General features: G+C 52.9%; 27 protein-coding genes and 1 other annotated feature. Of the genes, 15 read left to right on the top strand and 12 right to left on the bottom strand.

What is annotated here, in order from left to right; translation table 11 throughout:
* Window positions 1-23: 23 nt before the first annotated feature.
* Window positions 24-1,442 carry a RimK family ATP-grasp domain-containing protein gene (locus DW350_RS11710; RefSeq protein ID WP_115719042.1) on the bottom strand — a complete coding sequence of 473 codons (1,419 nt, stop codon included), beginning with the start codon at window positions 1,440-1,442 and terminating at the stop codon, window positions 24-26.
* Between the two features lie 150 nt (window positions 1,443-1,592).
* Here DW350_RS11710 and DW350_RS11705 point away from each other — a divergent pair, with 150 nt between their 5' ends.
* Complete coding sequence (locus tag DW350_RS11705) at window positions 1,593-2,675, top strand: GNAT family N-acetyltransferase/peptidase C39 family protein (RefSeq protein WP_115719041.1); 1,083 nt, start codon at window positions 1,593-1,595, stop codon at window positions 2,673-2,675.
* A 278-nt stretch (window positions 2,676-2,953) separates the two neighbouring features.
* Window positions 2,954-3,166: a transcription antiterminator/RNA stability regulator CspE gene (gene cspE / locus DW350_RS11700; protein WP_115719040.1), complete on the top strand. Its 213-nt coding sequence runs from the start codon at window positions 2,954-2,956 to the stop codon at window positions 3,164-3,166.
* 43 nt (window positions 3,167-3,209) lie between these two features.
* Here cspE and DW350_RS11695 read toward each other — a convergent pair whose 3' ends face one another.
* From DW350_RS11695 to DW350_RS11660, 8 genes are read right to left on the bottom strand one after another with little or no spacing between them, the layout of a single operon-like run.
* Entirely contained in the window at window positions 3,210-3,431 is a 222-nt protein-coding gene (locus tag DW350_RS11695; RefSeq protein ID WP_115719039.1) for a DUF3820 family protein, read from the bottom strand.
* Window positions 3,432-3,474: 43 nt separating this feature from the next.
* Window positions 3,475-4,257, bottom strand: coding sequence for a tryptophan synthase subunit alpha (gene trpA, locus DW350_RS11690; protein ID WP_115719038.1), 783 nt, complete (start codon window positions 4,255-4,257; stop codon window positions 3,475-3,477).
* A complete protein-coding gene (gene trpB, locus DW350_RS11685; protein ID WP_115719037.1) occupies window positions 4,254-5,432 on the bottom strand; it encodes a tryptophan synthase subunit beta in 1,179 nt (392 codons plus the stop codon). Before trpB ends, trpA begins: the two co-directional genes overlap by 4 nt.
* Entirely contained in the window at window positions 5,429-6,778 is a 1,350-nt protein-coding gene (trpCF, locus tag DW350_RS11680) for a bifunctional indole-3-glycerol-phosphate synthase TrpC/phosphoribosylanthranilate isomerase TrpF (protein ID WP_226911317.1), read from the bottom strand. Before trpCF ends, trpB begins: the two co-directional genes overlap by 4 nt.
* The gene (trpD, locus tag DW350_RS11675) at window positions 6,762-7,772 is read right to left on the bottom strand and encodes an anthranilate phosphoribosyltransferase (protein ID WP_115719036.1); all 1,011 of its coding nucleotides are present in this window, start codon (window positions 7,770-7,772) and stop codon (window positions 6,762-6,764) included. The genes trpCF and trpD overlap by 17 nt, the downstream gene beginning before the upstream one ends.
* The gene (locus tag DW350_RS11670) at window positions 7,769-8,347 is read right to left on the bottom strand and encodes an anthranilate synthase component II (RefSeq protein WP_115719035.1); all 579 of its coding nucleotides are present in this window, start codon (window positions 8,345-8,347) and stop codon (window positions 7,769-7,771) included. The genes trpD and DW350_RS11670 overlap by 4 nt, the downstream gene beginning before the upstream one ends.
* On the bottom strand, window positions 8,344-9,858 hold the full coding sequence (locus DW350_RS11665; protein WP_115719034.1) for an anthranilate synthase component 1: 1,515 nt from the start codon (window positions 9,856-9,858) through the stop codon (window positions 8,344-8,346). The genes DW350_RS11670 and DW350_RS11665 overlap by 4 nt, the downstream gene beginning before the upstream one ends.
* Window positions 9,855-10,868 carry a bifunctional 3-deoxy-7-phosphoheptulonate synthase/chorismate mutase gene (locus DW350_RS11660; RefSeq protein ID WP_115719033.1) on the bottom strand — a complete coding sequence of 338 codons (1,014 nt, stop codon included), beginning with the start codon at window positions 10,866-10,868 and terminating at the stop codon, window positions 9,855-9,857. The genes DW350_RS11665 and DW350_RS11660 overlap by 4 nt, the downstream gene beginning before the upstream one ends.
* A 25-nt stretch (window positions 10,869-10,893) precedes the next feature.
* Window positions 10,894-10,994: a sequence feature (Trp leader region), on the bottom strand.
* A gap of 249 nt (window positions 10,995-11,243) precedes the next feature.
* Between DW350_RS11660 and rnm the strand changes: the two genes are divergently transcribed.
* From rnm to DW350_RS11625, 7 genes are all read left to right on the top strand, one after another.
* Complete coding sequence (gene rnm / locus DW350_RS11655) at window positions 11,244-12,071, top strand: RNase RNM (RefSeq protein ID WP_115719032.1); 828 nt, start codon at window positions 11,244-11,246, stop codon at window positions 12,069-12,071.
* Window positions 12,068-12,688 carry an L-threonylcarbamoyladenylate synthase gene (locus tag DW350_RS11650; RefSeq protein WP_115719031.1) on the top strand — a complete coding sequence of 207 codons (621 nt, stop codon included), beginning with the start codon at window positions 12,068-12,070 and terminating at the stop codon, window positions 12,686-12,688. The genes rnm and DW350_RS11650 overlap by 4 nt, the downstream gene beginning before the upstream one ends.
* On the top strand, window positions 12,685-13,509 hold the full coding sequence (locus tag DW350_RS11645; protein WP_115719030.1) for a segregation and condensation protein A: 825 nt from the start codon (window positions 12,685-12,687) through the stop codon (window positions 13,507-13,509). The genes DW350_RS11650 and DW350_RS11645 overlap by 4 nt, the downstream gene beginning before the upstream one ends.
* Window positions 13,493-14,074 carry an SMC-Scp complex subunit ScpB gene (scpB, locus tag DW350_RS11640; protein WP_115719029.1) on the top strand — a complete coding sequence of 194 codons (582 nt, stop codon included), beginning with the start codon at window positions 13,493-13,495 and terminating at the stop codon, window positions 14,072-14,074. Before DW350_RS11645 ends, scpB begins: the two co-directional genes overlap by 17 nt.
* A complete protein-coding gene (locus DW350_RS11635) occupies window positions 14,052-15,146 on the top strand; it encodes a glycosyltransferase family 9 protein (RefSeq protein WP_115719028.1) in 1,095 nt (364 codons plus the stop codon). Before scpB ends, DW350_RS11635 begins: the two co-directional genes overlap by 23 nt.
* A gap of 46 nt (window positions 15,147-15,192) precedes the next feature.
* Window positions 15,193-16,080, top strand: coding sequence for a 23S rRNA pseudouridine(2605) synthase RluB (gene rluB / locus DW350_RS11630; protein ID WP_115719027.1), 888 nt, complete (start codon window positions 15,193-15,195; stop codon window positions 16,078-16,080).
* A 112-nt stretch (window positions 16,081-16,192) separates the two neighbouring features.
* Window positions 16,193-16,465 (top strand): excalibur calcium-binding domain-containing protein, encoded by a 273-nt coding sequence (locus DW350_RS11625; RefSeq protein WP_115719026.1) that lies wholly within the window; start codon window positions 16,193-16,195, stop codon window positions 16,463-16,465.
* Window positions 16,466-16,530: 65 nt separating this feature from the next.
* Here DW350_RS11625 and DW350_RS11620 read toward each other — a convergent pair whose 3' ends face one another.
* Complete coding sequence (locus tag DW350_RS11620; protein WP_115719025.1) at window positions 16,531-16,896, bottom strand: hypothetical protein; 366 nt, start codon at window positions 16,894-16,896, stop codon at window positions 16,531-16,533.
* Window positions 16,897-17,034: 138 nt separating this feature from the next.
* Here DW350_RS11620 and DW350_RS11615 point away from each other — a divergent pair, with 138 nt between their 5' ends.
* Window positions 17,035-17,790, top strand: a complete 756-nt coding sequence (locus DW350_RS11615) for a Nif3-like dinuclear metal center hexameric protein (protein ID WP_115719024.1) — start codon at window positions 17,035-17,037, stop codon at window positions 17,788-17,790.
* Entirely contained in the window at window positions 17,787-18,527 is a 741-nt protein-coding gene (locus DW350_RS11610; protein ID WP_115719023.1) for a methyltransferase domain-containing protein, read from the top strand. The genes DW350_RS11615 and DW350_RS11610 overlap by 4 nt, the downstream gene beginning before the upstream one ends.
* A 5-nt stretch (window positions 18,528-18,532) precedes the next feature.
* Here the strand turns inward: DW350_RS11610 and thiD are convergent, their stop codons facing one another.
* A complete protein-coding gene (gene thiD, locus DW350_RS11605; protein ID WP_192954662.1) occupies window positions 18,533-19,297 on the bottom strand; it encodes a bifunctional hydroxymethylpyrimidine kinase/phosphomethylpyrimidine kinase in 765 nt (254 codons plus the stop codon).
* 136 nt (window positions 19,298-19,433) lie between these two features.
* Between thiD and mscL the strand changes: the two genes are divergently transcribed.
* The 4 genes from mscL (at window position 19,434) to DW350_RS11585 (ending at window position 25,109) form a co-directional block, all read left to right on the top strand.
* Window positions 19,434-19,895: a large-conductance mechanosensitive channel protein MscL gene (gene mscL / locus DW350_RS11600; protein WP_115719021.1), complete on the top strand. Its 462-nt coding sequence runs from the start codon at window positions 19,434-19,436 to the stop codon at window positions 19,893-19,895.
* A gap of 42 nt (window positions 19,896-19,937) precedes the next feature.
* The gene (locus DW350_RS11595; protein ID WP_115719020.1) at window positions 19,938-20,540 is read left to right on the top strand and encodes a YIP1 family protein; all 603 of its coding nucleotides are present in this window, start codon (window positions 19,938-19,940) and stop codon (window positions 20,538-20,540) included.
* A 79-nt stretch (window positions 20,541-20,619) separates the two neighbouring features.
* Window positions 20,620-23,241 carry a M1 family metallopeptidase gene (locus tag DW350_RS11590; RefSeq protein WP_115719019.1) on the top strand — a complete coding sequence of 874 codons (2,622 nt, stop codon included), beginning with the start codon at window positions 20,620-20,622 and terminating at the stop codon, window positions 23,239-23,241.
* A 131-nt stretch (window positions 23,242-23,372) separates the two neighbouring features.
* Window positions 23,373-25,109, top strand: coding sequence for a polyhydroxyalkanoate depolymerase (locus DW350_RS11585; protein ID WP_319018091.1), 1,737 nt, complete (start codon window positions 23,373-23,375; stop codon window positions 25,107-25,109).
* Here the strand turns inward: DW350_RS11585 and DW350_RS11580 are convergent.
* Entirely contained in the window at window positions 25,099-26,151 is a 1,053-nt protein-coding gene (locus DW350_RS11580; protein WP_115719018.1) for a PepSY-associated TM helix domain-containing protein, read from the bottom strand. The genes DW350_RS11585 and DW350_RS11580 overlap by 11 nt on opposite strands.
* Between the last annotated feature and the right edge of the window lie 24 nt (window positions 26,152-26,175).

Below are 26,175 nucleotides of genomic sequence, written 5' to 3'. Positions count from 1 at the left end.
AACGAACTACCGCCCAGTCTAAATCAACTCATGCGTTTGACCAATTCCTGCATGATGGTTAAGTACAGCTGGTCACCCAAGATTTTGTCTTCAACCCCGGAATCGACGTTAGGGTTGTCGTTAACCTCTATCACCACTGGTTTGCCGTTAACCACTTTTAAATCAACACCAAAGAGGCTATCGCCCATTAGGTTGGCTGCCTTTACGGCGGTGTCGATCACTTTTTTCGGCGCCGCCGCTACCGGCAGGGTTTCAAAGCCACCCGACTGGGTTTTTTTGCCTGAGTGGTTATAAATCTGCCAATGACCACGGCTCATAAAGTATTTGCTGACAAAAATCGGCTCTTTGTTCAAAACCCCAACCCGCCAGTCGTATTCGGTGTAGCAATACTCTTGCAGCAGGATCAGCGCCGACTGCTTGAAAAAGCCGACGGCATGTTTGTGTACATCTTCCATGCTCTGGGCTTTCACCACCCCGCGGGAAAAGGAACCGTCGGGGATCTTCATCACCAGTGGGTAACCTAAGTCGGCCGCCGCCGCGGCCAGCGCTTCCTCGTCACCGCGCTGCACGATACGGGTTTTGGGAATGGCCACTTTGGCCTGTTCCAAGCGCTCGGCCAGGTAAATTTTGTTGGTGCAGCGCAATATGGCTTCAGGGGTGTCTATTACCGCCAGGCCTAAGTTTTCGGCGCGGCGCGCCATTTGAAAACTGGGGCCGTGAATACTGGTGGTTTCGCGGATAAAAAGCCCGTCGTATTCGGCAAGGCGCGCCGCTTGTTTATGGGTAATAAGGTCAACCTGCACGCCCAAGGTACGGCCCGCGCGAATAAAACGCTTAAGGGCGCCGGTATCTGACGGCGGCAGCTTTTCTTCTGGGTCTACCAACATCGCCAAGTCAAAACGGTATTTGCGTTTGGGCTTTTTAACGCGCCAAATTTTATGAGAAAACGCATCTAACGCTTCGGCAAACAGGGTTTCTTCTTCATCGCTGAGGTTAGAAAGCCCCTTGGGTTTTAGCTTGCTGATAGCACCGTCTTTTAAGGTGGCTTCCAATATTGGCGCCGGGAAACGGTCAAACAGCTGCAAGCCCAGTTCTGCAAAGTGCGGGTCTAAGGTGCGGCCAAAAAACACCCGAAAGGTTACGTCGTTGTCGGTTGGCGTTTTCAGCGTTTTGATTTCCGGGCCGTAGAGGCCGCGGCTTGCCAAGTCGTTTAAGGTTGCCACCGACGGCAGCACTCTGTGACCGCGGGCTTCTGCCAGCAAAGAGCAATAGTAGCCTTCGCCCAAATAGCGATAGCTGCCGGTAAGGTTCAATACCTGCACTTTATCGGTGCCTTTAACGGGCGGCAGTTTTAAGTACTCACGGGCGGTAAGTAAATCATCAGAAGGGTAGAGCCCTCCCCACTGTTTTTGCTCTTTGAGGAGGATATAAAGCCGGGTCATGGGTCACTCCTGTGTTGGATGGCGCAAAGAATGCGCCCATTCATAGTGGCTCGCAAACAAGGATTTCTTGTTCTAAAGACAAATATCCTTCGCTGTAAGTTGGCGTTAATTATGGCTATTGTGCAGCCACTTGTATGAAGGGTGAGTGTAATGAAAGTACGCTTGGCGAGTATTACCGACCTGGATGACCTCTTCGCGCTGGAAAATAAAGCGTTTACCCATGACCGCCTTGACCGTCGGCGCTGGCGCCACCTATTAAAAGAGGCGCATGGTCAGGTATGGGTGGCCGAAGAGAAAACCAAATTATTGGGCGCGGCGGTATTGCTGTTAAAAAAAGGCACGGCGTTAGCACGGCTTTATTCGTTGGCGGTTGATCCGGCGGCCCGTGGCCGTGGCGTCGCCAAGTTGTTGATGGAAAAAATCGAACAAGCCGCCATTAGCGAAGGCTCCATTGCCATTCGTCTGGAAGTCCAGGAAGACAACCAGGCTGCCATTGGCCTATATGAAAAATTCGGCTTTAAAACCATCACGCCACTGCTGGGTTACTACGAAGACGGTAGTGACGGCCTGCGCATGGAAAAACGTATTAAAGGCAAGTTGCCCAAGGGCAGCTTAAAGGTGCCGTTTTACCCACAGCAAACCCGGTTTACCTGCGGCCCCGCCTGTCTTTTGATGGCGATGTCAGCGCTGAAGAAAAAGCACAAACCCAGTATCAGTGACGAGCTGAACCTGTGGCGGGCATCCACCACCATTTTTATGACCTCCGGCCACGGTGGCTGCTCGGGGGAGGGCTTGGCCCTGGTGGCCGCAGACCATGGCCTTGAGGTGAGCTTGTGCGTTTCTGACAAAGAAGTGCCTTTTATCGAAGGGGTTCGCAGTAGCGATAAAAAGCACATTGTTAGCGTGGTTCATGAAGATTTTTCCAAGCGCATCAAAAAGGCTGGCATTCAGCGGATTTATCAGCGTATGGAGTTAGACGCCCTGCACCGGCACTTAGAGGCTGGTGGCTTGGCTCTGGTATTAATTTCCACCTACCAGATGCACAACGAAAAAGCGCCGCACTGGGTATTGGTGGTGGCGATGGACCAGCGCTTTGTTTATCTGCACGACCCGGACCTTGAAGATGTGCAAAGCGTAACCGACAACATTGCCATGCCGGTGCCCCTTGATAGCTTTGCGCGCATGGCGCGCTTGGGGCGGCGGCAATATTCGGCAGCTCTGCTGCTAAGATGAGCCTAAAAACGTTTTCTTGGCGGGAAATGGCATTGATAAACAGCAATTTGCACAAGTGCAGATAATTGCAAAATAGTCCTGTACCTGCGAGGCCCTTGTGCTAATATTCGCACCGGCCGTAAAGTGCGGTCTTACTTAATGTAACAGTCAAGATTTGAATACTTCTCTACACATTCGCTCTACCCGGTAATGTTGTCCTGAAGCTTCATTAACTGTTTGTAATCATAAGTAATTTGTTTTAACGCGCATTGCGCACAGTAAATTTCAGGAGACATTACATGTCTAACTCTACCGGCACCGTTAAGTGGTTCAACGAAGAAAAAGGCTACGGCTTCATCACTCCCGAAAACGGTGGTGCTGATGTATTCGTACACTTCCGCGCTATCCAAGGCACTGGCTTCAAAGTGCTGAAAGAAGGCCAAAAAGTGACTTTCAACGTTGAGCAAGGCCAAAAAGGTCCTCAAGCTGCTAACGTTGTTGTTGTTGCCTAAGTCGCAACAATGATAGAAAAAGGGCGCCCTAGGGCGCCCTTTTTTATGGTTTTGGTTTAGCCAGAGGGTCAAGAATAGTATCCAACCCTTCCACCTTTAGCGCTAACGCCAGCGCCATCAGCTCCCCTAGATTTCCTTCCGGAAAGCCCTTGTGCTGAAACCATAAAAGATACTCTTCAGGTAACTTCATCAGCGGCCGGCCTTGATACTTACCAAACGGCATCTGGGTCTGTGCAAGCTTAATCAGGGTGGCTTTGTCGAACATGTTGCCTCTATTAAAAAAGGCCCGAAGGCCTTTTTTATTTGTATTAGCGGCTAGCCGCTTTCATGCTGGCACTAAAGGCTGCCAACTGCTCGGGGCCTTGCTCTGCGGCCTTAACCGCGGCGCTACCACTAATGGCACCGGCGCAGCCGGCGGCAAGCGCCGCTTTCACTTGCTCCGGCTCGGCAATGCCAAAACCTAATACAACAGGGGCTGACTGATAGCGTTTAAGGGTGTCAATAATATGGCCAAGCGGTTTGCCAGCCGCGGTTTCGGTGCCGGTAACACCGGCGCGCGAGACCAAATAAACGTAGCCTTCACTCAGCTGAGCAACGGCTTTAAGGGTGGCTTCTGAGGCATTGGGCGGCGCTATCATCACCGGTGCAACCTTGGCGGCCTTGGCGGCTTTTACAAAAGGCGCAGACTCCTTGATGGGCACATCGGCCACCAACACGGAATCAACACCTGCGGCTTTGGCATCAAGGTAGAACTGGTCAATACCGGCGGCAAACACCAGGTTGGCGTAAGTTAATAACCCCACCGGTATCTCGGGATATTTGTCTTTTAAACGCCGCACCAAGGCCAGGGCCTTTTTCGGGGTGGTGCCACTGGCAAGCGCACGCAAAGTGGCAGCCTGAATTGTTGGGCCATCCGCTACCGGGTCGGAAAACGGCACGCCGAGTTCTAACGCATCAGCGCCATTTTCAACCAAGGTGCAAAGCAGTTCGAAGCTGGTGTCTAAATCCGGGTCGCCCAGGGTCAAAAAGGGAATGAAAGCCCCTTCTTTTTTGGCTCTTAGGCGCTCAAACAAGGATTGATACAGGCTCATAGCAGGCCCTCCAACTTCATAATGGTGTTGAGATCTTTATCGCCGCGGCCAGAAAGATTCACCAGCAACACCTCTTCTTTGCTGGCAGCTTTGGCGCGTTTTAGGGCATAAGCCAAGGCGTGGGAAGATTCAATCGCCGGAATTATCCCTTCAGAGCGGCATAAGGCTTTAAAGCCCTCAATGGCTTCGTCGTCGTTAATGGGCACATATTGGGCACGGCCGGTTTTGGCAAGGTAGGCATGTTGTGGGCCCACTGCCGGGTAATCCAGCCCCGCTGAAATCGAGTGCGACTCTTCTACCTGGCCGTCTTCATCTTGCATCAGGTAGCTTTTCATGCCGTGCAAAATGCCTTCTTTGGCCATGTAGATAGGGGCGCCGTGCTTGCCGGTTTCCACGCCTTCGCCGCCGGGTTCTACCCCAATCAATTCCACGTCTTTTTCGTCGATAAAATCGGCAAAAAGGCCAATGGCGTTAGAGCCGCCACCAACGCAGGCAATGGCAGCGTCGGGCAGGCGGCCAATGGCTTCAATCATCTGAGCTTTGGCCTCGGCGCCAATGATACGTTGAAACTCCCGTACCAAATGCGGGAAGGGGTGCGGGCCAGCAGCGGTGCCCAGCAGGTAATGGGCGGTATCGTAATTGGCGGCCCAATCGCGAAGCGCTTCATTAACAGCATCTTTTAAGGTGCCAGAGCCGGCATGTACCGGAATAACCTCGGCCCCCATCAACTTCATGCGATAAACGTTGGGCTGTTGGCGTTCGCAGTCCTTGGCGCCCATGTAAATGCGCGCTTTCATGCCCATCATTGCCGCTACCATGGCGGTGGCAACACCGTGCTGGCCAGCACCGGTTTCGGCAATGATTTCGTTTTTGCCCATCCGCTTGGTGAGCAGTGCCTGGGCCAACACCTGGTTGGTTTTATGGGCACCGCCATGGAGCAAATCTTCGCGTTTAAGGAAAATGCGTACCAAAGGATTGGGGCTTAGGTGCGTGGCTTCATAAAGCGGCGTGGGGCGGCCTGCATAGTGCTTTAAAAGGGCGCCAAGTTCGGCTTTAAAGCTGTCGTCTTCAAGGGCATTTTCAAAGGCTGCTGTCAGCTGATCCAGTGCCGGCACCAAGATCTCCGGTACAAAGGTACCGCCGAACTCGCCAAAATAAGGGGAAAAATGGCTCATGCTTGCCTCATTAACTGAAATGTCTGCTGGATAAGGGCGGGGTCTTTAATACCCGGGGCCGATTCCAGTTTGGAATTAAGATCAAGGCCGATAATGCCGGGCACACCGAGTGCACTTTGGACATTGTCAGGGCCTATGCCGCCTGCCAGCATCACTGGGGCAGTGAATTGGTTGCCCAATTTTGACCAGTCGAAAACGGCGCCTGTGCCGCCAAATTGGCCTTGCTGTGTTGAGTCGACCACCAGGCGGTCAACCGCCATGTCAGGCACGGCATCAACGGTGCAGGCCTTCCAGATCTGGGCCTGGGTTTTGTCGCGAAGCGCTGCTACATAGCTGGCATCTTCATTGCCGTGAAGCTGCACCGCAAAAAGCCCCAGCCGGTTGCTAATGGCGGCCACTTGTTCAATATCCGTATCAACAAAAACGCCAACATAGGCAAGCTTGGCGCCGGCCATAATGGTGGCGGCTTCTGCCTCGGTAACCGCTCTTGGGCTTTTGGCCGCGAAAATAAGGCCGCCGTAGCAGGCGCCAGCGTCATAAGCGGCTTTGGCATCCGCCGCCTTGGTAAGGCCACAGACTTTGTGTTCACCCAAAATCAGCTGGCGGCAGGCGAGGTTCACATCGGCCTTGTTCATCAGTTCAGAGCCCACCAAAAAGCCTTGGGCGGTGCCTTTAAGCCGTTTGACGTCCTGATGGCTTTTAATGCCCGATTCGCTGATAACCACACGGTCTTCAGGAATGCCTTTGGCCAACTGTTCGGTGCGGCCCAGGTCGATGCTCATGTCATGTAAGTTGCGGTTATTAATGCCGATTATTCTGGCGCCAAGGCGCACCGCCCGGTCGCGCTCTTCAGCGGTTGCCGCCTCGGTCAAAATATCAAGGTTCAGCTTTTTCGCTTCTTCTGCCAGTGCCAAATAGGTGTTGTCATCCAGTACCGACAGCATTAACAGAATGGCGTCGGCCCCTAAATAGCGTGCCAAGCGTATCTGGAAAGGGTCGATAAAAAAGTCTTTCATCAGCACCGGCACCGTGACACTTTGCGCCACAGCGGCCAGATATTCGGGGCGGCCTTGAAAATAGGGCTCGTCGGTTAATACCGAAATACCGGAAGCGTACTGCTGGTAAATGCCAGCCAAGGCCTTGGGGTCAAAGTCCGGGCGAATAAGGCCCTTGGAGGGGCTGGCTTTTTTACATTCCAGAATAAAGCCGCTGCCGAAACGCAAGCTGTGCTCGAGGGACCTTTTCGACAGTGGCAGGGTCATGGTGCTAGCACGTGGAAACTGGGCCTTTAGTGCTGGCAAGTCGGCTTTTTTGCGTTCTACGATTTCTTCAAGCACCGTGGCCACGGAGCATCTCCTTTAACTGATTAAGCGTGGCATGGGCCTTGCCGCTTTTCATTACATCACCGGCCATGGCGACCCCTTCTTTAAGGGTGCGGGTTAGGTTTGCCATGTAAAAAAGCGCACCCGCATTGGCGGCTACTGCGTCAAAGTACGGGCCGGGCTCTGCCGTTGCCAGCAGTTTTTCCAATTGCTGGGCATTATAAGAGCCATCACCGCCGGCCAGTTGCTCGATGCTGGCGTCTCTAAGGCCAAGGTCGCCAGGCGTTAATTGGTATTCGATAAGGGCGCCGTCACGAATTTCCACCACTTGGGTGGGGCCATGCAGGGCAATTTCATCGAGACCGCTGCCGTGTACCACCATGCCGCGCTCAACACCCAGCGCCATTAGGGTGCGGGCAATGGTTTCCAAAAGTGCTGGGTCGTAAACCCCCATCAATTGGAAGTTAGGGCGCGCCGGGTTCACCAACGGGCCAACCAGGTTAAAAAGCGTGCGGGTTTTTAAGGCCTGGCGCACCGGCATGGCGTGTTTGATGCCGGGGTGATATTGCGGTGCGGCCAAAAAGCACAAGTTGACCTCATCAAGAGTTTGCCGGGCCAGAGCCGGGTCAACCATAACGGTGATGCCCAGCGCGGTCAGCACATCGGTACTACCGGATTGTGACGACACCGCCTTGTTGCCGTGTTTTACCACCTTGATGCCAGCGCTGGCCGCAACAAAAGCGGCGGTGGTGGAAATATTCAAGGTGTTGGCTCCGTCGCCGCCGGTACCGCAGCAGTCGACTAAGTCGCCTTGCGGCCGCGAAAAGGGCTTACCGGCCGCTAACAGTGCCTGGGCCAAACCTTGCAGCTCAGCACTGGTTTCGCCGCGTACTTTCATGGCGGCAAGGGCTGCGGCTAGATGCAGCGGGTCCATATTGCCGGCAGCCATGTCGGCAAAAAAAGCTTGCGACTGCTCGGCGCTAAGGCGCTCGCCATTGAGGAGTTTTTCCAGACTCACGCTTCACCCCGCAATAATGTCAAAGCGTTAACCAGCAGTTTGTGGCCGTCACGGGTTAACAGCGATTCGGGGTGAAATTGCAAGCCAATTGCCGGTGCCGACTTATGCACCACCGCCATCACCTGATCTTCGGTATCAGCGATGACGTCGAGTTTGTCTGACACCGTATCTGCCACCAGGCTGTGGTAGCGGCCAACCATTGGCGCTTCTCCCATGCCAGCAAACAGCGGGTGCGATGTAATGTTAAGGCGAAAGGCTTTGCCGTGGCGCGGCAGCGGCGAACGTTTCAGGCTGCCACCGGTCGCTTCAACCAAGGCTTGGTGGCCAAGGCAAACCCCCAATACCGGATAGGTGCCCAAGGCTTTTTCCAGCACCGCGAGCAAATTGCCGGCCGATTGTGGGTTACCCGGGCCGGGGGAGAGCAGTAACACTGCATTCGGTTCGCTGGCCAGCTTATTGATGACGGTATCGACCGAGACACTGTTGCGGTAAATCACCACTTCTTCGCCAAGGCGGCGGCAGTCATCCACCAGGTTGTAAGTAAAAGAGTCGAGGTTATCGAGCAGCACTATCATGCTTTGACCTCCCGGGCGCCCAGGGCGCGCAGCACAGAGGCGGCCTTGTGGCGGGTTTCATCTGCTTCAAATTGCGGAGTTGAGTCGAACACCACGCCGCCACCGGCTTGTACGCAGGCTTCGCCGTTTTTGACCACCGCAGAGCGGATCACAATGGCGGTATCCATGTCGCCACGGGCCGTGACATAACCAATAGCGCCGCCATAAGCGCCGCGGCGGCGGCCTTCTACTTGGCGAATGAGGCGGGTGGCCATGATTTTCGGGGCGCCGGTCAGGGTGCCCATGTTCAGCGCTGACTGATAGGCGTGCAGTGCATCGAGGTCGTGGCGAAGCGTGCCTTTTACCCGCGACACTAAGTGCATGACCCGTTCATAGCGGTCGACTTTTAAAAGGTCGGTAACGGTGCGGGTAGCAGGTTCGGATACCCGGGCCACGTCGTTACGTGCCAAGTCCACCAGCATTAAATGCTCGGCTTGTTCCTTTTCATCCAGGCGCATTTCTAGTTCAAAACGGCCATCTTCGTCGGCATCGACACCGCGCGGGCGAGTACCGGCAATGGGGTAAACCGCTAACTCGCGGCTTTGACTGTCAACGGTTACCGCGCTTTCAGGGCTGGCACCAAACAGCGTGAAGCTGTCGGCGTTTAAAAAGAACATGTAAGGGCTGGGGTTTTGGTTGCGAAGGGCCTGGTAGGTAATAAGTGGCTCAGGGCAGGGCGCGAAAAAGCGCCGTGATGGCACCACCTGAAAGCAGTCGCCCGCCAGAATATGTTCGCGAAGCAGTGCCACGTTTTCTTTAAATTGCTCATCTTCCGGCACCACTTTCGGGGTGGCCGGGCCGTCAACGGCTATGTTGGGTAACGGCAATGGCGCATTAAGCTTTTGCTGGTAATCGGCCAAGCGGCGAGAAAGCTCAAAATAAGCGGCCGACTGGGTGCCTTCAAGGGCTAGGGCCAACAGGGTGGCACTTTGGTTGCGGTGATTAAGGTAAAGCACCGTTTCTGCCAGATACAGGCACAAGTCAGGCACTTCTTCGTCGCCACTCACATCCGGCAAGTCTTCTAGGCTGGCCACCAAATCGAAGCCGAACAAACCGGCCACCATGCTGGAAAAAGGCATGTCGGTATCTTTGGGCAGTAGTGTCAGCAGCTCGCGTACCAAGGTGAACACCGATGGCGCTTTAAGGCGTGAGTCTTCGTCTAGCTCCGGGTCCGGTTTGGGGACCGACAGCGTTAAGGTGTCACCGTCTAGTTTGGCGTTCATGCCCAGGCGCTCACAAAGCCTTGGCATCAAGGTTTGGCCATTGGCACTCAAGGCTTTAACGGTGAGCTCGCGTCCAAGGGCGGTAATTTTTAGCGCCGCATCGGTGATGATAAGGCTTTGTGTGGCGTTGCCGGCGCTGGGTTCTGCCGACTCTAACAATAAAGAATTGGGCTTGTTAGCGAGGGTTTTATAGGCACTTAAAGGGTCTGGGCAAGTGCCCAGACGCAAACGAAGAAGGGCAGGGCTCACAGTGTTCTCCCGGCGGCGGCAACAAAGGGTTTGAGCTCGCGCATGAGCTGTTCAAAAAGCGGTTCAGTCAGAGCTTGGTGGCCATCGGATAGGGCTTCTTTGGGGTTGAGATGCGACTCAACAATGATGCCATCAGCACCCACTGCCGCGGCGGCGCGTGACAGCGGAATAACCAAATCGCGAATGCCAGTGCCGTGGGAAGGGTCAACCACCACCGGCAAGTGTGTTTTTTGTTTCAATAGCGCTACTGCGTTTAAATCCAAGGTGTTACGGGTGGCGGTTTCAAAGGTGCGAATGCCACGCTCACAGAGCACCACATTGGGGTTACCCTGGGCAAGAATGTATTCGGCGGCCAGCAAGAATTCTTCGATCGTGGCGCTAAGGCCGCGTTTTAGCATCACCGGTTTGCCGGTTTTGCCCACCGCTTCCAACAAGCGATAGTTATACATGTTTCGGGCGCCGATTTGCAGCATATCAACGTAGCCCGCCATCATCTCGGCATCCTCAGGACTAATCACTTCCGACACCGTGGGAATACCCAGCTCCTGGTTCACTTCTTTTAGCAGTTTCAAACCTTCCACCCCCAGACCTTGGAAGGCGTAAGGGCTGGTGCGGGGCTTGTAGGCGCCACCACGAATACCTACCGCGCCGTTGGCCTGCACCATTTTTGATACCGCCATCAGCTGTTCGCGAGACTCCACCGAGCAGGGGCCGGCAATCACCACAAAGCGTTCGCCGCCGATCTGGGTGTTACCAAGGGGAACCTGGGTATCGTGGGGGTGAAGCTCGCGGGCCACTAACTTGTATTTAGAGAGGATAGGTTTGACTTCTTCAACAATGGGGTCAGCTTCGATATTAAGCTCAGCCAGCACTCTTTCGTCACCAATAGCGCCCAGCACGATGCGCTCAACGCCCGGCATGTAAAGCGGCTTGAGGTTTTTTGCCTCAATACGGGCCAGAATGGCTTTGGCATCAGCTTCGGTTGCTTGTGGTTTCAGTACGATGATCATGTGATTTTTCTCATTGATTTTAAAAACAAAAAAGCCCGCTCTTAGGGCGGGCTTTAGCAATCTTTAATGCAATACAGCAAAGTGCAGCTAGCCCGCCTGACGCCAGGAATGCCACCACCACCAAAGTTTCATGCTGCTTGCAAAGGTATTCATATTTTCATGCTCTTGATACGAAAAAGGCCCGCTCAGTGCGGGCCTTTAGAATGCTTTGACGGATACGACCAAGCACACAGCCCGCTTATGGGTTGTGCCACCACCAGATGAGGTTAATTGCTTGGTTTTGCATGAGGTCGTTCTCAGCCGTCTTAAAAGTTGCATTCAAACTAAAGCGGTTTTTTACCGTTGTCAACGGCTTATTTCAGGTAGAATGGCGCCATGCATTACGATCTTCACAGCCATACCCATTTTTCTGATGGTCGCCTCAGCCCCACAGAGCTCGTTAACCGCGCTATTGCGCGGCGGGTGACGCATCTTGCCATTACCGACCATGACTCTGTTGCCGGCTTAAGCGAAGCCCAGCAAGCCGCCAGTGGCACTGAGCTGACCATTATCGAGGGTATTGAGTTTTCTACTTGCTGGAAAAACAAAGAGATACATATAGTAGGCTTGTGGATTGACCCCACCAACAATGCCTTGGTTACGCTGATTGAGCAGCAAGCGCTGCTGCGAGAACAGCGGGGCGAAGAAATTGCCCGGCGTTTGGAAAAGGCGCGCATCCCGGATGCATTAGCCGGTGCCCGGCGCTATGCCGCAGAGGGCACCTTAACCCGCGCCCACTTCGCGCAATACCTGCTGGAGCTTGGCAAGGCTAGCTCCATGCAAGGGGTCTTTAAAAAGTACATGACCCGAGGTAACCCCGGCTATGTGCCGCCGCCGTGGCCAGAGATGCAACAGGCCATTGCTGCTATCAACCAAGCGGGTGGTGTGGCGGTATTAGCCCATCCTGGCCGTTATGGATTAAGCGGCAAATGGCTACGCCAGTTGATTGCTGATTTTGCTGCGATGCAAGGCCAGGCCATTGAAGTGGCGCAGTGCCAGCAACCACAAAATGAGCGGCGCTTTTTAGCCGACCTGGCCAAAGAACACCAATTGGCGGGGTCTCAAGGGTCAGATTTTCATTATCCAAGCCCTTATTCGGAGCTTGGGCGCAACCTTTACCTGCCGGCCGATTGCCGCGCAGTCTGGGAAAGGGAGTCTTTATGAGCCAATTTTTTTATGTTCACCCAGAAAATCCACAAGCACGGCTCATTAGCCAAGCGGTGGCAATTATTCGCAGTGGTGGCGTTATTATCTACCCAACCGATTCTGGCTATGCCTTGGGTTGCCATTTGGGTGACAAGGGGGCGTTGGAGCGCATAGTACGTATTCGCCGCTTGCAAGACGATCACCATTTCACTTTGGTTTGCAAAGACTTGTCGGAATTGTCTTTGTATGCGCGAGTGGATAATCAGGCTTTTCGTTTGCTGCGCAATAATACCCCGGGGCCTTATACCTTTATTTTGAAAGGGACCAAGGAAGTGCCAAAGCGTTTGCTCAATCCGAAGCGCAAAACCATTGGCCTGCGGGTGCCGGATAACGCCATTGCCTTGGCATTATTGGAAGCCTTGGGCGAACCGATGATGTCGACCTCGCTGATTTTACCGGGTAATGATTTTACCGAAGCCGACCCAGAAGATTTTCGCTTTGGGCTGGAAAATCAGGTGGACCTCATTATCAATGGTGGCGTGTTGGGCGAAAAGCCCACCACGGTGATTGACATGAGCGAAGAGGCCGTTGACATTGTCAGGGTAGGTTCCGGAGACGTAACACCCTTTCAATGAGCCAGGACGCGCCAACTCAACCTGTTCAGCAGCCTTTGCCGCTGGCCTTTGTGCACGGGCAGCCCTTTACCGAGCTGCCCGAAGACTTGTATATCCCGCCTGAAGCCTTGGAAGTGTTTTTAGAAGCCTTCGAAGGCCCACTCGATTTGCTGCTTTACCTTATTCGCCGCGACAAAATTGACATTGTTGATATGCCCATTGCCCGCATTACCGCCCAATACATGGAATATGTGGAATTGATGCAGGAGCTGAAGTTGGAGCTGGCGGCGGAATACCTGGTGATGGCCGCCATTCTGGCCGAAATCAAGTCGCGCTTTTTATTGCCAAGGCGCACCAGCGAAGACGGCGAAGAAGAAATTGACCCCAGGGCCGAACTTATTCGCCGTTTGCAAGAATACGAAATCATCAAGCAAGCTGCCCAAGACATTGATGCTTTGCCGCGGGTTGACCGTGACACTTTTCTTGCCAGTGCCGACACTGGCGACAGCTGCGCGCCAATCAAACTGTTACCCGAAGTGGACATGGACGATTTACTGATGGCGCTGGCGGGGGTTTTAAAAAGAGCTTCAATGTTTGAAAAGCACCAAGTCAGCAAAGAAAAGCTTTCAACCCGTGAGCGTATGGCGTGGGTGCTTGAGATCCTGGCTGAGGCCAAGCATTTACCGTTTTTAGCGCTTTTTACGCCAGAAGAAGGGCGCGCCGGCGTGGTGGTGACCTTTGTCGCTATTTTAGAGTTACAAAAGCTGGCGGCGGTGCGCATTATTCAACCCGAGCCGTTAAGCCCTATTCGTGTGGAGATCCGCCATGGCGAAGATCAGTGACGAGCAGCTAAAGCAAGTGCTTGAAGCAGCCTTATTTGTTGCCGGGCGACCAATGACAGCGCAGGATTTACTGGACAGTGTATTGCAAGGCTATACAATCACGCGTCCCAAACTGGTAAAAGCCCTGCAAGCCTTGGAATTAGACTACCGGCCTCGGGGCATTCATTTGGTGGAAGTGGCCAGTGGCTGGCGCTTTCAAGCCGATGACGCCCTCAGCCCATTGCTGTCAAAACTGTGGGTGGAAAGGGCACCGCGCTATTCAAGGGCAACACTGGAAACCTTGGCGTTAGTTGCCTATCGTCAGCCGGTTACCCGCGGCGAAATTGAAGAAGTGCGCGGGGTGGCGGTTAGCACGCAGATTATCCGTACCCTTGAAGAGCGTGGCTGGATAAAAGTGGTTGGCACCAAAGAAGTACCAGGGCGGCCATCACTTTATGGCACTACCCGCCAGTTTTTGGACGACATGAATTTAAAAGGTGTTAGCGACTTACCTGAGCTAATGGATATTTCTGGCCCTGATATTAATACGGAGTCTGTTTCTAATGACGCAGGGTATGAAAAATAGTGTTCCCGTTGATGCACCACGTTTCTCCGTGGGAAAATATATTAAAAAGTGGAATAAGTTGTGGCTGGTAAGCCGAGCCCGCAAACAGCGGCTTCAGCAAGTTATTCCAAATTCAAGAAAATTACTGATTATTCCGCTTCATGGTCTTGGCGATTTAGCTATGACTTTACCTTTGTTAGCGGCATTGAGAAATAATCGACCTGACTTAGAAATTGATTTGCTAGTTTCCCCTCGTAATGCTGGCTTGGTTGCTGATTATCCAGGGCTTAATCGACTGATTTTTGCTGAGATAAATACGAAAGGCAAACTTGCAGACCGGCAATGGCGAGATCTCTGTGGTAAAGGCCCATGGGAAACCGTTCTTTATATTGGTGAAAGAGCTAAGACACTAGTACAAGTTCGATTACAGCAATTGCCTGCTAAAGAAATTTGGGCTCTTCCATGTGAGACAAAAGGTATTCACGACACTGAAATAAATGCGCTTTTAGATCGCGTTGTAGGTAATGGTAAAGAACCTCATTACGCGAGGCGAATGGCTAGCGTAATGAGTGCTTTTGGAATAAAACAGTGTGATCCGTTAGACTTTAAGATGCACTTGGATGAAAATCCAAAATCTTTTCAATATGCAGGCCCTGTTGTTTTAATTAATCCTGTAGGTAGCCAAACTGGCAATACGATGGGAGAAGAGCAAATATCAGAGCTTGTTATTGAGTTTTTAAAAAATGGTTGGCATATTGTTGCGTATGAACAATGTGTACGCCTGCTTAATAAAGATTTAAAGGCAAAAATTACGAGTTTATCTTCCGAAACGATTGCCGATGCCGTTGGCTGGCTAAATGCAGCGGATATTGTTTTAACTACGGACACGGGTATTGGTCATTTATCATGTGCGGCTGAGCGTCCAACCGTTATACTTCGTCAGAATGAGCAGTGGCGAGCAAATTGCGATCCACTATGTGGGAAGCCAACGGTTCTTTATCCGGAGCAAAGTCCCGGAACATTGAGTCAAATTCCCGCTAGCGTAATTGTTGAAGCACTTGCTGCAAAGCTTGTGGATAAATCACCAGTCTGATCTTTGGACAGGCCTAACCCAGCCGAGAGGCTCGAAGAGCAACTTAATGACTGAAAAACTGCAAAAAGTCCTGGCCCGTGCTGGCCATGGTTCCCGCCGTCAACTTGAAACCCTGATTGCCGCTGGCCGTATTAGCGTTAACGGTAAAGTGGCCACCTTGGGCGACCGTATTGATAGCACTGCTGACGTGCGTATCGATGGGCACATGGTCGCGATCGCCAGTGAAGAAGAGGTGATCTGCCGGGTACTGATGTACAACAAGCCCGAAGGTGAGCTTTGTTCGCGTAAAGATCCCGAAGGTCGGCCAACGGTATTTGACCGTCTGCCGCGCCTAAAGCAAGGGCGCTGGGTTGCGGTTGGCCGCCTGGATATCAACACCTCAGGTTTGCTGCTGTTTACTACCGACGGAGAGCTGGCGAACCGCTTGATGCACCCCAGCCACCAGGTTGAGCGTGAGTATCAGGTGCGGGTGTTTGGTGAAGTGAACGAAGCCACCATGCAAACCCTTCGCAGCGGCGTGCAACTTGAAGATGGTCCTGCCAGCTTTAACAGCATCAAACGCACCGGCGGTGAGGGGATGAACCAGTGGTTTTCGGTCACGCTGTCTGAAGGGCGTAACCGTGAAGTGCGGCGCTTGTGGGAGTCGCAAGAGCTGAAAGTTTCAAGGCTTATTCGCACCCAGTACGGCAAAATGGAGCTAGACCGTAAACTGCCTCAGGGCGGTTGGAAAGAGCTGACCAAAGACGACATCAACTACCTTCGCAAGCTGGTTGGCTTAGAACCGGAAACCCGTTCGGTGCTGGATGAACGTGCCGAAGCGAAGGACAACCCGTATGTGCGTGCGGCGCGCATTCGCCGGGCCGTTAAACGTGACCGAGCCCGGGAAAGCACTCAGACGCAGTCACGAAGGGCGCGAAAACCCAGTGACAAATAAAAAAGCCCCGCTGATGCGGGGCTTTTTTATTTTACTGATGGCAGGCCTATGGCCGCGAAAACGGCGTTTTTGCACTATGTTAAGGCCAGACATTATACAAGGATGTAAGTGCATGAAATTTTCCCAGCTAGCGATAGTGGTATTGGCCGGTTTAGGGGCCTTTCAATACTTCTATCAACATAAAAAGCCGCCTCGGGTAAAAACCGTGGTGGCTTTACCGAAAAAAGCGCTACCAGCGCCACCGACCTTTCACTGCGAGGGTAAAGTTTATTGCAGCCAAATGGGGTCGCGGGCCGAAGCCAATTTTTATCTGGCTCATTGTCCTGGCACCAAGATGGACGGCGATAACGACGGTATTCCCTGTGAAAACGATAGCCGCTGGTAGCTGCTATTGAGTGCCTGAAGGGATGACAGATGTGATAAAAAACGCCGGCAGTTGCCGGCGTTTTTTTAAAAGCCCCGAGGGCGGCGGCAGTGATGTTCCCGTTGTTCTAGGGCATCTTCCCAGAAGGCTTTGGGGTACATTCCACCATTACTGCTAGCAGCCGCTTTGGGCTTGCTGGCTTTTTTAGCAACAGGCTTGGCTGCTTCTTTTTTCGGGGCGGCTTTGGGGGCAGCTGCTTTTTCAGCAGGTGCTGCGGCTTTAGCGCCACTTAGCTCCGCGGTCAGGGCAGCGATATCTGCCAGGCGCAGGCTTTTCCCACCGTCGACGGCATACCAACTGCCTTTTTGCTCAATCTCGGGGTCTTTACCGTTTTTGGCGTTATAAGCAGCGGTGAACTCTGCCAACACCTGGTCTTTATCCAAAGTGGCCATGGCCGTTTCCTTTAGTTTTCGTGTTTTGACTTCATAAAACCCGGCAATTTTATACTGATTTTATTCAGCTCTGTCTAATCGAGTGACTTTTCTCTGCCGGTTGGCTCCTTTACCCTAGGCGGCAGAGAAGGAGGAATAATGGAACGTCAGCATTTACTTAGCTATTTAGATGACCTGCTAAGTGTCAGATTATTCAAAGATTATGCGCCAAACGGCTTGCAGGTTGAGGGTGCTGAGGAAGTCACGCGGGTGATGACCGGCGTTACCGCCAGCCAAGCGCTGATTGATGAAGCTATTTCCTGGGGCGCTGATTTATTGTTGGTGCATCATGGTTATTTTTGGAAAAACGAGTCGCCAACCATCACCGGTATGAAGGCTAAGCGCATTAAAAGTCTGTTGGCCCACGACATTAATCTTGCAGGCTATCACTTACCTCTGGATGCGCATCCCGGCCTTGGCAATAACGCCCAGTTGGCGAGACTGCTGGATATTGAGGTACACAGCGGCCTTGACGATGAGCTTGGCCGGGCCTTGGTATTAAAAGGCAAACTGCCGGTAGCGATGAATGCGGTGGATTTTTGTGCCTTTATTGAAGCGAAACTGGGGCGGGCGCCGCTGCACCTACCCGGCGGCCCTTCGCGCATAGAAACCGTGGCTTGGTGTACCGGTGGCGCCCAGGATTATCTTGATCTGGCCGCAGACGCCGGGGTTGATGCCTTTATTTCCGGCGAGGTGTCGGAACGCACCACCCACATTGCTGCTGAGCGGGGCATTCATTATTTTGCGGCAGGTCACCATGCTACCGAGCGCGGCGGTATTAAGGCGCTGGGTGAACATTTGGCTGACCACTTTAATTTGGATGTTCGCTTCGTGGATGTACCTAACCCTGTATGAAAAGCGACCGGCTGTTTGATGGCACCCTGGCGGCCAAATTCGACAGGAATATTTACGACAGTTACAAGGGCGCGCTGCGCCAACACCTGTTGATGCGTGACTTGGCCGAGGTTTTGTCGACACCGCAACAGGTGTTGGATGTGGGCGGCGGTACCGGGGAGATGAGTGCCTGTTTAGCCGGACTTGGACACCAGGTAGAAATGGCGGAACCGGCCGAGAAAATGCTGGAGCAGGCGAGGGCGCGTTTTACCCAAACGGGGGTTGACGTTTATTGCCATCAAACCCGGCTGCAAGATTTAACCGGCCAATATCCGCTAGTGCTGTTTCATGCGGTGCTGGAATGGCTTGGCGAGCAGCAGCAAGGTTTGGCGTCGGTGATGGCGCGGGTTACCCCCGGTGGCCATTTGTCGCTGCTTTTTTATAACCGCCATAGCATTGATTTTAATCACCTTATCCGTGGCAATTTTAAGCATTTAGAGCGGGGAAAGTATGGTGGCCATAATAGCCTGACGCCCCATAGCCCGCTTTGGCCGGAACAGGTGTATGGCTGGCTGCAAGACGCTGGTTGGACGCTGAAGGTGCAAACCGGCATTCGCTGTTTTTCCGACTACTTTCAAAAGGGCGAAATAGCCCCTGACCTTGCGACCCGCATTCCGTGGGAAGAATGGGTTGCCAACCGTGAGCCTTATCGAAGCCTGGCGCGCTATATCCATGTGTTGGCGCAAAAGCCGGTTTAGCGGCGTTAGTGACAAAGTGGTGGCGCTTTACCGGGGCAAAGAGGGAGCTTGCGTGATTTGTCGATAACGCTTTGCAGGTATTGGTGAGCCAACACGGATGCCATCGATAACGAGCGCCCCTTGGCTAACTCGGTGGTGATGGCGGCAGCCAGGGTGCCATCAAGGCCATGCTGCTGCAAAGGCGCGGCATGTTGTACCGACAAACTGGTTAAACGCTTGCCGTTCCACAGCCAGCTAATTTGTTTGCTGCTGTTATCCGGGGTGTTTCTCAGTAAAAAAGCGCCGTTAATTCGCTTTTTAAGCGCGTCAACCAAATTGGCCACAGGCATGGCCGGTTCGGCCAGTAAAGAGGTTGCCTCTGGCAGGCTCAAGGTGACTAACAAACACTGTGGTAAGAGGTGCTCTGTCGCCTCTAGGGCATCATGGCGCAGGCCGCTACTTGACCAAAGCTCTGGGTCGGCGATAAGCGGCACTTTACCCTCAAGGGGCGTTATGGCTTCCACCACCGCTTTTGCCACCGTTACAGCCCCCAGCAAGCCTATTTTTATTGCGCTAGGGCGAATATCTTCCAGCACCGCTTTGATTTGCGCCTTGATTAAACTGGGTGGCAGTAGTTCCAGCGATGTTACGCCATGGCTATTTTGCACCGACAGCGCAGTGGGCACAGCCATGGCGCAGCCTCCTAGCGCCTGGCAACTTTTAATGTCGGCTTGAATGCCGCTTGTGCCGGTGGGATTTGAGCAACCAATAAACAGTACCGGATTAGACATTGGACTTTCCTGGTCCATAGAGGTAATGGGTTAATGTTTAGCCAATAACGCCGTCAGAACAAGGCTTCTCTGCCCATGGTGGCAGAAAACGTCTATCATCGACCAAGAAATAAACTTTGTTGTGTAAGGGCATAAGATGCTGAAGGAATTCAAAGAGTTTGCCGTCAAGGGTAATGTTGTTGATATGGCGGTGGGGATCATCATCGGTAGTGCCTTTACCACGGTAGTCAAAAGCTTGGTCTCTGACGTATTGATGCCACCACTGGGTGTGTTGTTGGGCGGCGTTGATTTATCACAATTTTTTATTGTGATAAAAGAAGGCACTAAAGCGGCCGCGCCTTATGCCACCTTGGCTGACGCTAAAGCTGCCGGCGCTGTTGCCATCAGTTACGGGGTGTTCATCAATAATGTGGTGAGCTTTATCATCGTCGCCTTCGCCACATTTTTACTGGTGCGCAGTGTTCACCGCCTCAAACGAAAAGAGCAGCCCGCCGCCCCGGCAGCGCCCACAACCAAAGAATGCCCAGAGTGCTGCTCTGCTATTCCCATTAAGGCAACACGGTGCCCTTGCTGCACATCGCTATTGCCATCAGAATAATCCCCTGCGAAGATCAGGGTTATCATCCTCGTAGGAATAGAAATGCCTTATCAAGCACTTATTAGCTTATGGCTGCGTCCGCGGGCGGCGTTTAGCGCTGTTATGCAGCGTAAGCCGACCAATAGCTCGGTAGGGCTTTATATTCTGGCGATGTACATTACCTTGCTCGACTACTGGCTCACTAAAAACGTGCCATCGCTGCTAATGAGCATTGCCATCGTGGTGGTGCCTATCGTTTCGGTATTGGTGCTTTATTTGCAGGGCGCCATTTTGGGCGTGGTGAGTCGCTGGTTTGATGGTCAGGCGGATGCCCTGGCTTGCCGCACGGCGCTGAGCTGGGGTGGTGTCCCTGTCACCGTTGGCGCCATTTTCGGTGTTGTTGGTTACCTCGTCTATGGCCAGGAAATGCTGTGGTTAGAACGTAATAGCACACCGCTGCATGGCATGGTGTATGTCATTTCGGTGGTATCGACGGTGCTGACGTTTTATACCTTTTTCACCACCAGCATTATGTTGGGAGAAGCCAACGGTTTTAGTGCTTGGCGCGGTCTTGCGGTAATGCTAGTTACATTACTGCTGATTTTTGTCGTTATGTTGGTGTTAGTGATGCTTGGCGCCGCAGTGTATGTATTGGCACATCTTTAGTTTTAAAGATGAGCGGCGGCGGTGTCCGCAATAGGTTATTGACTGTTTTATTTACAATAAGAAAGGATTGATTAGACCCATGCGCATCGTGTTGCTAGGGATCCTGATGCTGGGGCTGTTTGGCTGCCAGGACCCATCTGCAGAGACTACTGCCCAAGGTACTGCTAAGGCTCAAGCGGCAGTTCAGGAAAAAGTGCCGGTCGGGCAATTGCCGGACTGGGTTACCCCGCTTCGTTATCAGTTAACACTTTGGGTAAATCCCAATGATGAGAACTTCCATGGCCAAGGCTCTATCGCTATTGAGCTAACCAAGGCGAGCGACCATTTGTGGATGCATGCCAAGGATATGGACCAACTCACCATCCAAGTGGCAACGGCTAAAGGAGACACCCTTAGCACCACCATTGCCAACAAGGACCCGTCTGGGGTGATTTTGGTGAAGTTTCCGCATACCTTGCAGCCGCAGAAACTGCACCTTGAGATGCATTACCAAGCGCCATTTAATAAAGCCTTGGAAGGGCTTTATAAGGTCAACGAGCAAGGACGAAGCTATGCCTTTACGCAATTTGAGGCCATAGACGCGCGCCGCGCCTTTCCCGGCTTTGATGAACCGCGCTTTAAAACCCCTTTTGATCTCACCCTTGCCATTCCTAACGGCATGAAAGCGGTAGCGAACACGCCGGAAGTGAAGACCGAGCAAAAAGGCGATTGGACCTTCATTCAATTTGCCAAAACCAAGCCGTTACCGACCTATCTGCTCGCTTTTGCGGTGGGCGATCTGGATATTGTTAAAGGCCCCGATATTGCCAAAAATGGGCTGCGTGACCATGTTATTCCGCTGCGCGGTGTGGCGGTGCACGGCAAGGGCGAACAGCTGCGCTTTGCACTGGAAAATACCGGCGATTTAGTCAGCCGCTTAGAGCAGTATTTTGGTATTGCCTATCCCTATAAAAAGCTTGATATCATTGCGGTGCCTGACTTTGCGGCCGGCGCGATGGAAAACCCTGGCGCCATTACCTTCCGTGAACAGTTCTTGTTATTGGGGGACGACGCTCCCTTCTGGCAAAAACGCCTCTTTGGTGCCGTTACCGCTCATGAGCTAGCTCACCAGTGGTTTGGTGATTTGGTCACACTGCCCTGGTGGACCGACACCTGGCTTAACGAGTCTTTTGCGACCTGGGCCGGCGCCAAAATTGCTAACCAGTGGCGGCCGGGCTGGGGGTATGACTTGGATGTTGAGCGTGGCGCGCACCGGGCCATGAGCGCCGACTCCTTGGTGAACATGCGTGAAGTGCGCCAACCTATTCACAATAACGCTGATGTCGATAACGCCTTTGATAGCATCACCTATCAAAAAGGGGCGGCGGTATTGAAGATGTTTGAAGATTTTGTTGGGCCTGCCGCCTTTCAAAAGGGCGTACATCAATACCTGACCGCCAACGCTTGGGGCACGGGCTCGGCCAGTGACTTTGTCAACGCCATTGCCAGTGCGGCCAACAACCCGGCGGTTAGCGATGCTTTTATGAGCTTTTTGACACAAACCGGCGTGCCGAAAATTACCGTATTAAGCCATTGCCAAAATGGCCACGGCAGCTTGAGCCTCTCGCAGAGCCGTTATTTGCCGCTGGGTTCAAAAGGTGACCCGCATCGGACTTGGCTATTGCCGTTTTGCTACAGCAGCGACGGTAACCGCCATTGCGAGATGCTAACCGGCATGAACACCGCCATCAGTTTGCCGGCTTGCCCAACCTCGCTGTTGCCTAATGCCGACGGCGCCGGTTACTACCGGTTTAGTGTTGAGCATTGGCAACCGCTTATCAGTAGCTTGTCGTCGCTAACGCGGGCCGAAGCCTTGGCCGTGCTGGATAGCTTTAATGCCGCCTTGGCCGATGGCTCTCTTTCCGTGAGTCAATATTTAGCGCAAGTGCCGATGTTGGCATCGCTAAAAGCCGGTGAGCTAGCTACTGCGCCTCTTGGCCCACTGACTTTTATCCTTGAACATCAAACCAAAGATAAAGCAGCTCTGCGTAACAAGATGCAGCTTTGGTACGGCGCTCGCCTTAAAGCCCTTGGTTTACAAGCGAAACCCGAGGAAACCAAAGAAGACACGCAGCTACGCTCGACACTGGCAACCTTCTTGGCGTTAACCGCCAAGGACAAGCCTCTTCGTCAGCAGCTTGACCAAGCGGCAGAGGCACATTTGGCCAATGCACCTATGGCTATCAGCCCTGATTTATTGGGATTGGCATTAAAGGTGTGGGTGCAAGATGCCGGTCAGCCTGCTTTTGACAGGTTAAAAGAGCGGTTGGGTGATAGCCAGGACGCCATTGAACGCCAAGCGGTTTTGAATGCACTAGCAAGCGTTGAACAGCCCAAGCTGGCGGCGCAAAGCCGTGACCTTATCTTGGCGCCCGCGCTTAGGGTCAATGAACGTATGATGTTGCTCAGCGGCCAAGCGGCAGGGCAAGCAAGCCGTGACGCGACTTATGCCTGGTTTAAGGAGCATCTTCCTGAACTAGAAGTGCTGTGGCCCGAAGCCAGCCGTCAGCGTTTTGTGAAGTTATTCAGTGGTTTTTGTACTGAGCAAAAAGCACAGGATGTGGATGCGTTCTTCACTAAGCTCAATTTTCAAGGTGCCGAGCGAAACCTGAAAGGAACGGTGGAGCGCATACAGCTTTGCAGTGCTCGTGCCAATCAGTAAAAAAAGCCCCGTCAGGGGCTTTTTTATTGGCCCATGTCAAAGCCTGCTGATGAAAAATTGCCCAGCCGCAACTTGACGCCTATCTTGATAAGTGTCCGAGCTTATTACCATTTTTAACAGGGGAAGTTGCGATGCTATATGAAATTCATGCCACCGCCTTACAGGCCATGCAGCCCTTACATCTTTGGGCCCAGGCATTGAAGAAGCAGTTAACGTTGCCCTGGAGCGTGGCGCCTTATACGCAAACGGGGCGTTATTTGCTCGCGGGGGTCGAGTTTGTAGAGCGCTGCACCAATAACTACGAAAAGCCCGAATTTGGCCTCTACTCCACCGAAATTGATGGCACCACAGTGATGGTGCGAGAGCAAATTGTCAGTACTCACCCCTTTTGCGAGTTAAAACATTTTAAGCGCTTTACCCATCGAAATGACCCTAAGTTATTGATTGTTGCCCCCATGTCAGGGCACTACGCCACCTTGCTTCGCGGCACTGTTGAGCATTTCTTGCCCGACCACGAGGTCTATATCACCGATTGGGTTAACGCCCGGGAAGTGCCGCTGAGCGAAGGCGGCTTGAGCTTTGATGACTATGTTGACTACGTTATTGAATTTATTGACTTACTGGGGCCAGACGTACACGTATTAGCGGTATGTCAGCCGTCGGTGCCGGTGTTGGTTGCCTGTACTCGCATGGCGATGAAAAACGCCAGTAAACAGGCTCTAACCCTGACCTTGATGGGTGGCCCGGTTGATACCCGCATTAATCCCACCGAAATGAATGACTATGCGTCTGACCACGACCTTGAGTGGTTTGAAGAAAACGTGGTGTGTACCGTTCCCGAGCAATATCCCGGTATGGGGCAAAAAGTATATCCGGGCTTTATTCAGCTATCCGGCTTTATGATGATGAACCCGGATCTGCATATCCGTAAGCACTTTAAATTTTATGAAGATCTTATCGCCGGGGATGGTGATAGTGCTGAAGCGCACCGCGCCTTTTATAACGAATATTTGGCGGTAATGGACTTACCTGCTGATTTCTACCTAGAAACGGTACAAAAGGTCTTTATTGAACATCAGTTGCCGCAAGGCAAAATGACCTACCGTGGTGAAGTGGTTGACCCTGGCGCCATCAAAAAAGTGGCGCTGATGACCATTGAAGGCGAGTTTGATGACATTACCGGCATGGGCCAAACAGAAGCGGCCCAGAAGCTGTGCAGTGGCATTCCGGCGAGTCGCAAACAGCACTATGTACAACAAGGGGTAGGGCATTACGGTATTTTTAACGGCCGCCGTTTCCGCGAAGAAGTGGGGCCGAAAGTGAAAGCCTTTATCCAAACGCACAGTAAGGCGTATACGCCACCAACAGCACCTAAAGCGGCGCCAGCAACCAAAACACCGGCCAGTAAGGTAACGCCTAAAGCGGCCACCGAAGTGAAGACGGCGCCAACCACCCCGGCACCGGCCACCACCAAAGCGCCGCCAGCGACAAAAACACCGGCCAGTAAGGTAACGCCTAAAGCGGCCACCGAAGTGAAGACGGCGCCAACCACCTCGGCACCGGCTACTACCAAAGCGGCACCAGCGACAAAAACAACGGCCAGTAAGGTAACGCCTAAGGCGGCGGCAAAACCCGCCGCTACGGCTAAAAATACCCAGCCAAAAGCGGCTTCTGCCGATAGTGCTAAAAGCCCCAGTAGCCAGCCTAAGGCTACCACTGCCGTGAAGAAAGCGGCGCCAGCAGCCAAAACCACCACTGCCACCAAGGCGCAGCCCCGCGCGGGCGGGGCTGCGAAAAAGCCCGCAACGCCGACCAGCAGTACAACGAAAGCGTCCAGCCGCCGCGCTAAAACCAAGCCTAGCGGCTAAGGCGCTTTCGCCACATCACAAAGCCAGACAAAGCCAGTAGGCAAGGGATAAAACCAACAATGCACCAGATAACGCGGCTGATAAGGCCGCCAAAGGTGCCAAAGTGCAGTGGCTCGAAGCTGTCTTTGAGTTGGTAAAGCCAGTTGGCTTTAGCGGCGGGAAATTGGCCGGTTACCGCCCCGGTTTGGTCGTCAAAACTGACGATAGAACCAGCACCGCTACGCAAGGCACCAGCGTTTTGTGGGTGGCCAAACAGGTGAATGCCAGGGTAGCTTTTATCGGGAAAACGGATGTAGGTGGTTTGAAAGCCGGGGATCTGCTGTTGTGCGCTGCTGATTAAGGTATCGAGGTTTATCTGGTCACTGTAATAGCGGCCTTTTAAGGCGTAGATGCTGTCATCTTCCTTGTTAATGGCTTCGCTAAATTCGTCGAGATTCCACCAGGCACCGGTGATGCCAAGCACCAAAAAAACCGGCGCTGCAATGATACCCAGCATTTTATGGGCATCGCTTAGCAGCAGTCTCAGACTTTTCTTGAGGCGCAGAGTAAAAAAGGTTTTCCAAAAGCGGCGGTGCAAAATAAAGCCGCTTATGGCCTGCGCTAATAGCAGCACCGCTGTCACGCCTGCCACCGCAATGCCGATTGGCCCGCTTAAAAAGGTGAAGTGTAGTTCTAATAGCCAGTCGGTAATGTCGTCTTGTAAAGCCGCGGGAGAACGGACAAGGGCGCCTGAACTTGGGTCAAGGTAGGCTTTTTGCCATTGGTAGGTGCCGAGTTTCGCGACATAAAGTAAGTCGGTATAACCCGGTTCTCCAGGTTGCCAGCCCAGTATTTCATGCTCGCCCAATTGCGCTTGTGCCGCTGTTTTAAGTTGCCCCATTGCTAGCCGCTGTGTTGTTTGGGCTTCAATGGCGCTTGGCATCAGTACGCTGTCGAGCTCTTTTTTAAACACCAACACGCTGCCGGTTAGCGCTATTACCAACAGCGGAATAGCAGCTGTTAGTCCAAGGTAGCCGTGCCATTTCCAAAGGGTTCTACGCATGGTGTTTTAGGTTGGCCTGTGAAT

This window comes from Gallaecimonas mangrovi (assembly GCF_003367375.1).
Taxonomy (GTDB): Bacteria; Pseudomonadota; Gammaproteobacteria; order Enterobacterales; family Gallaecimonadaceae; genus Gallaecimonas; species Gallaecimonas mangrovi.
The sequence above is the reverse complement of the archived record's forward strand: the minus strand, read 5'-3'. Positions and strand labels throughout refer to the sequence as shown.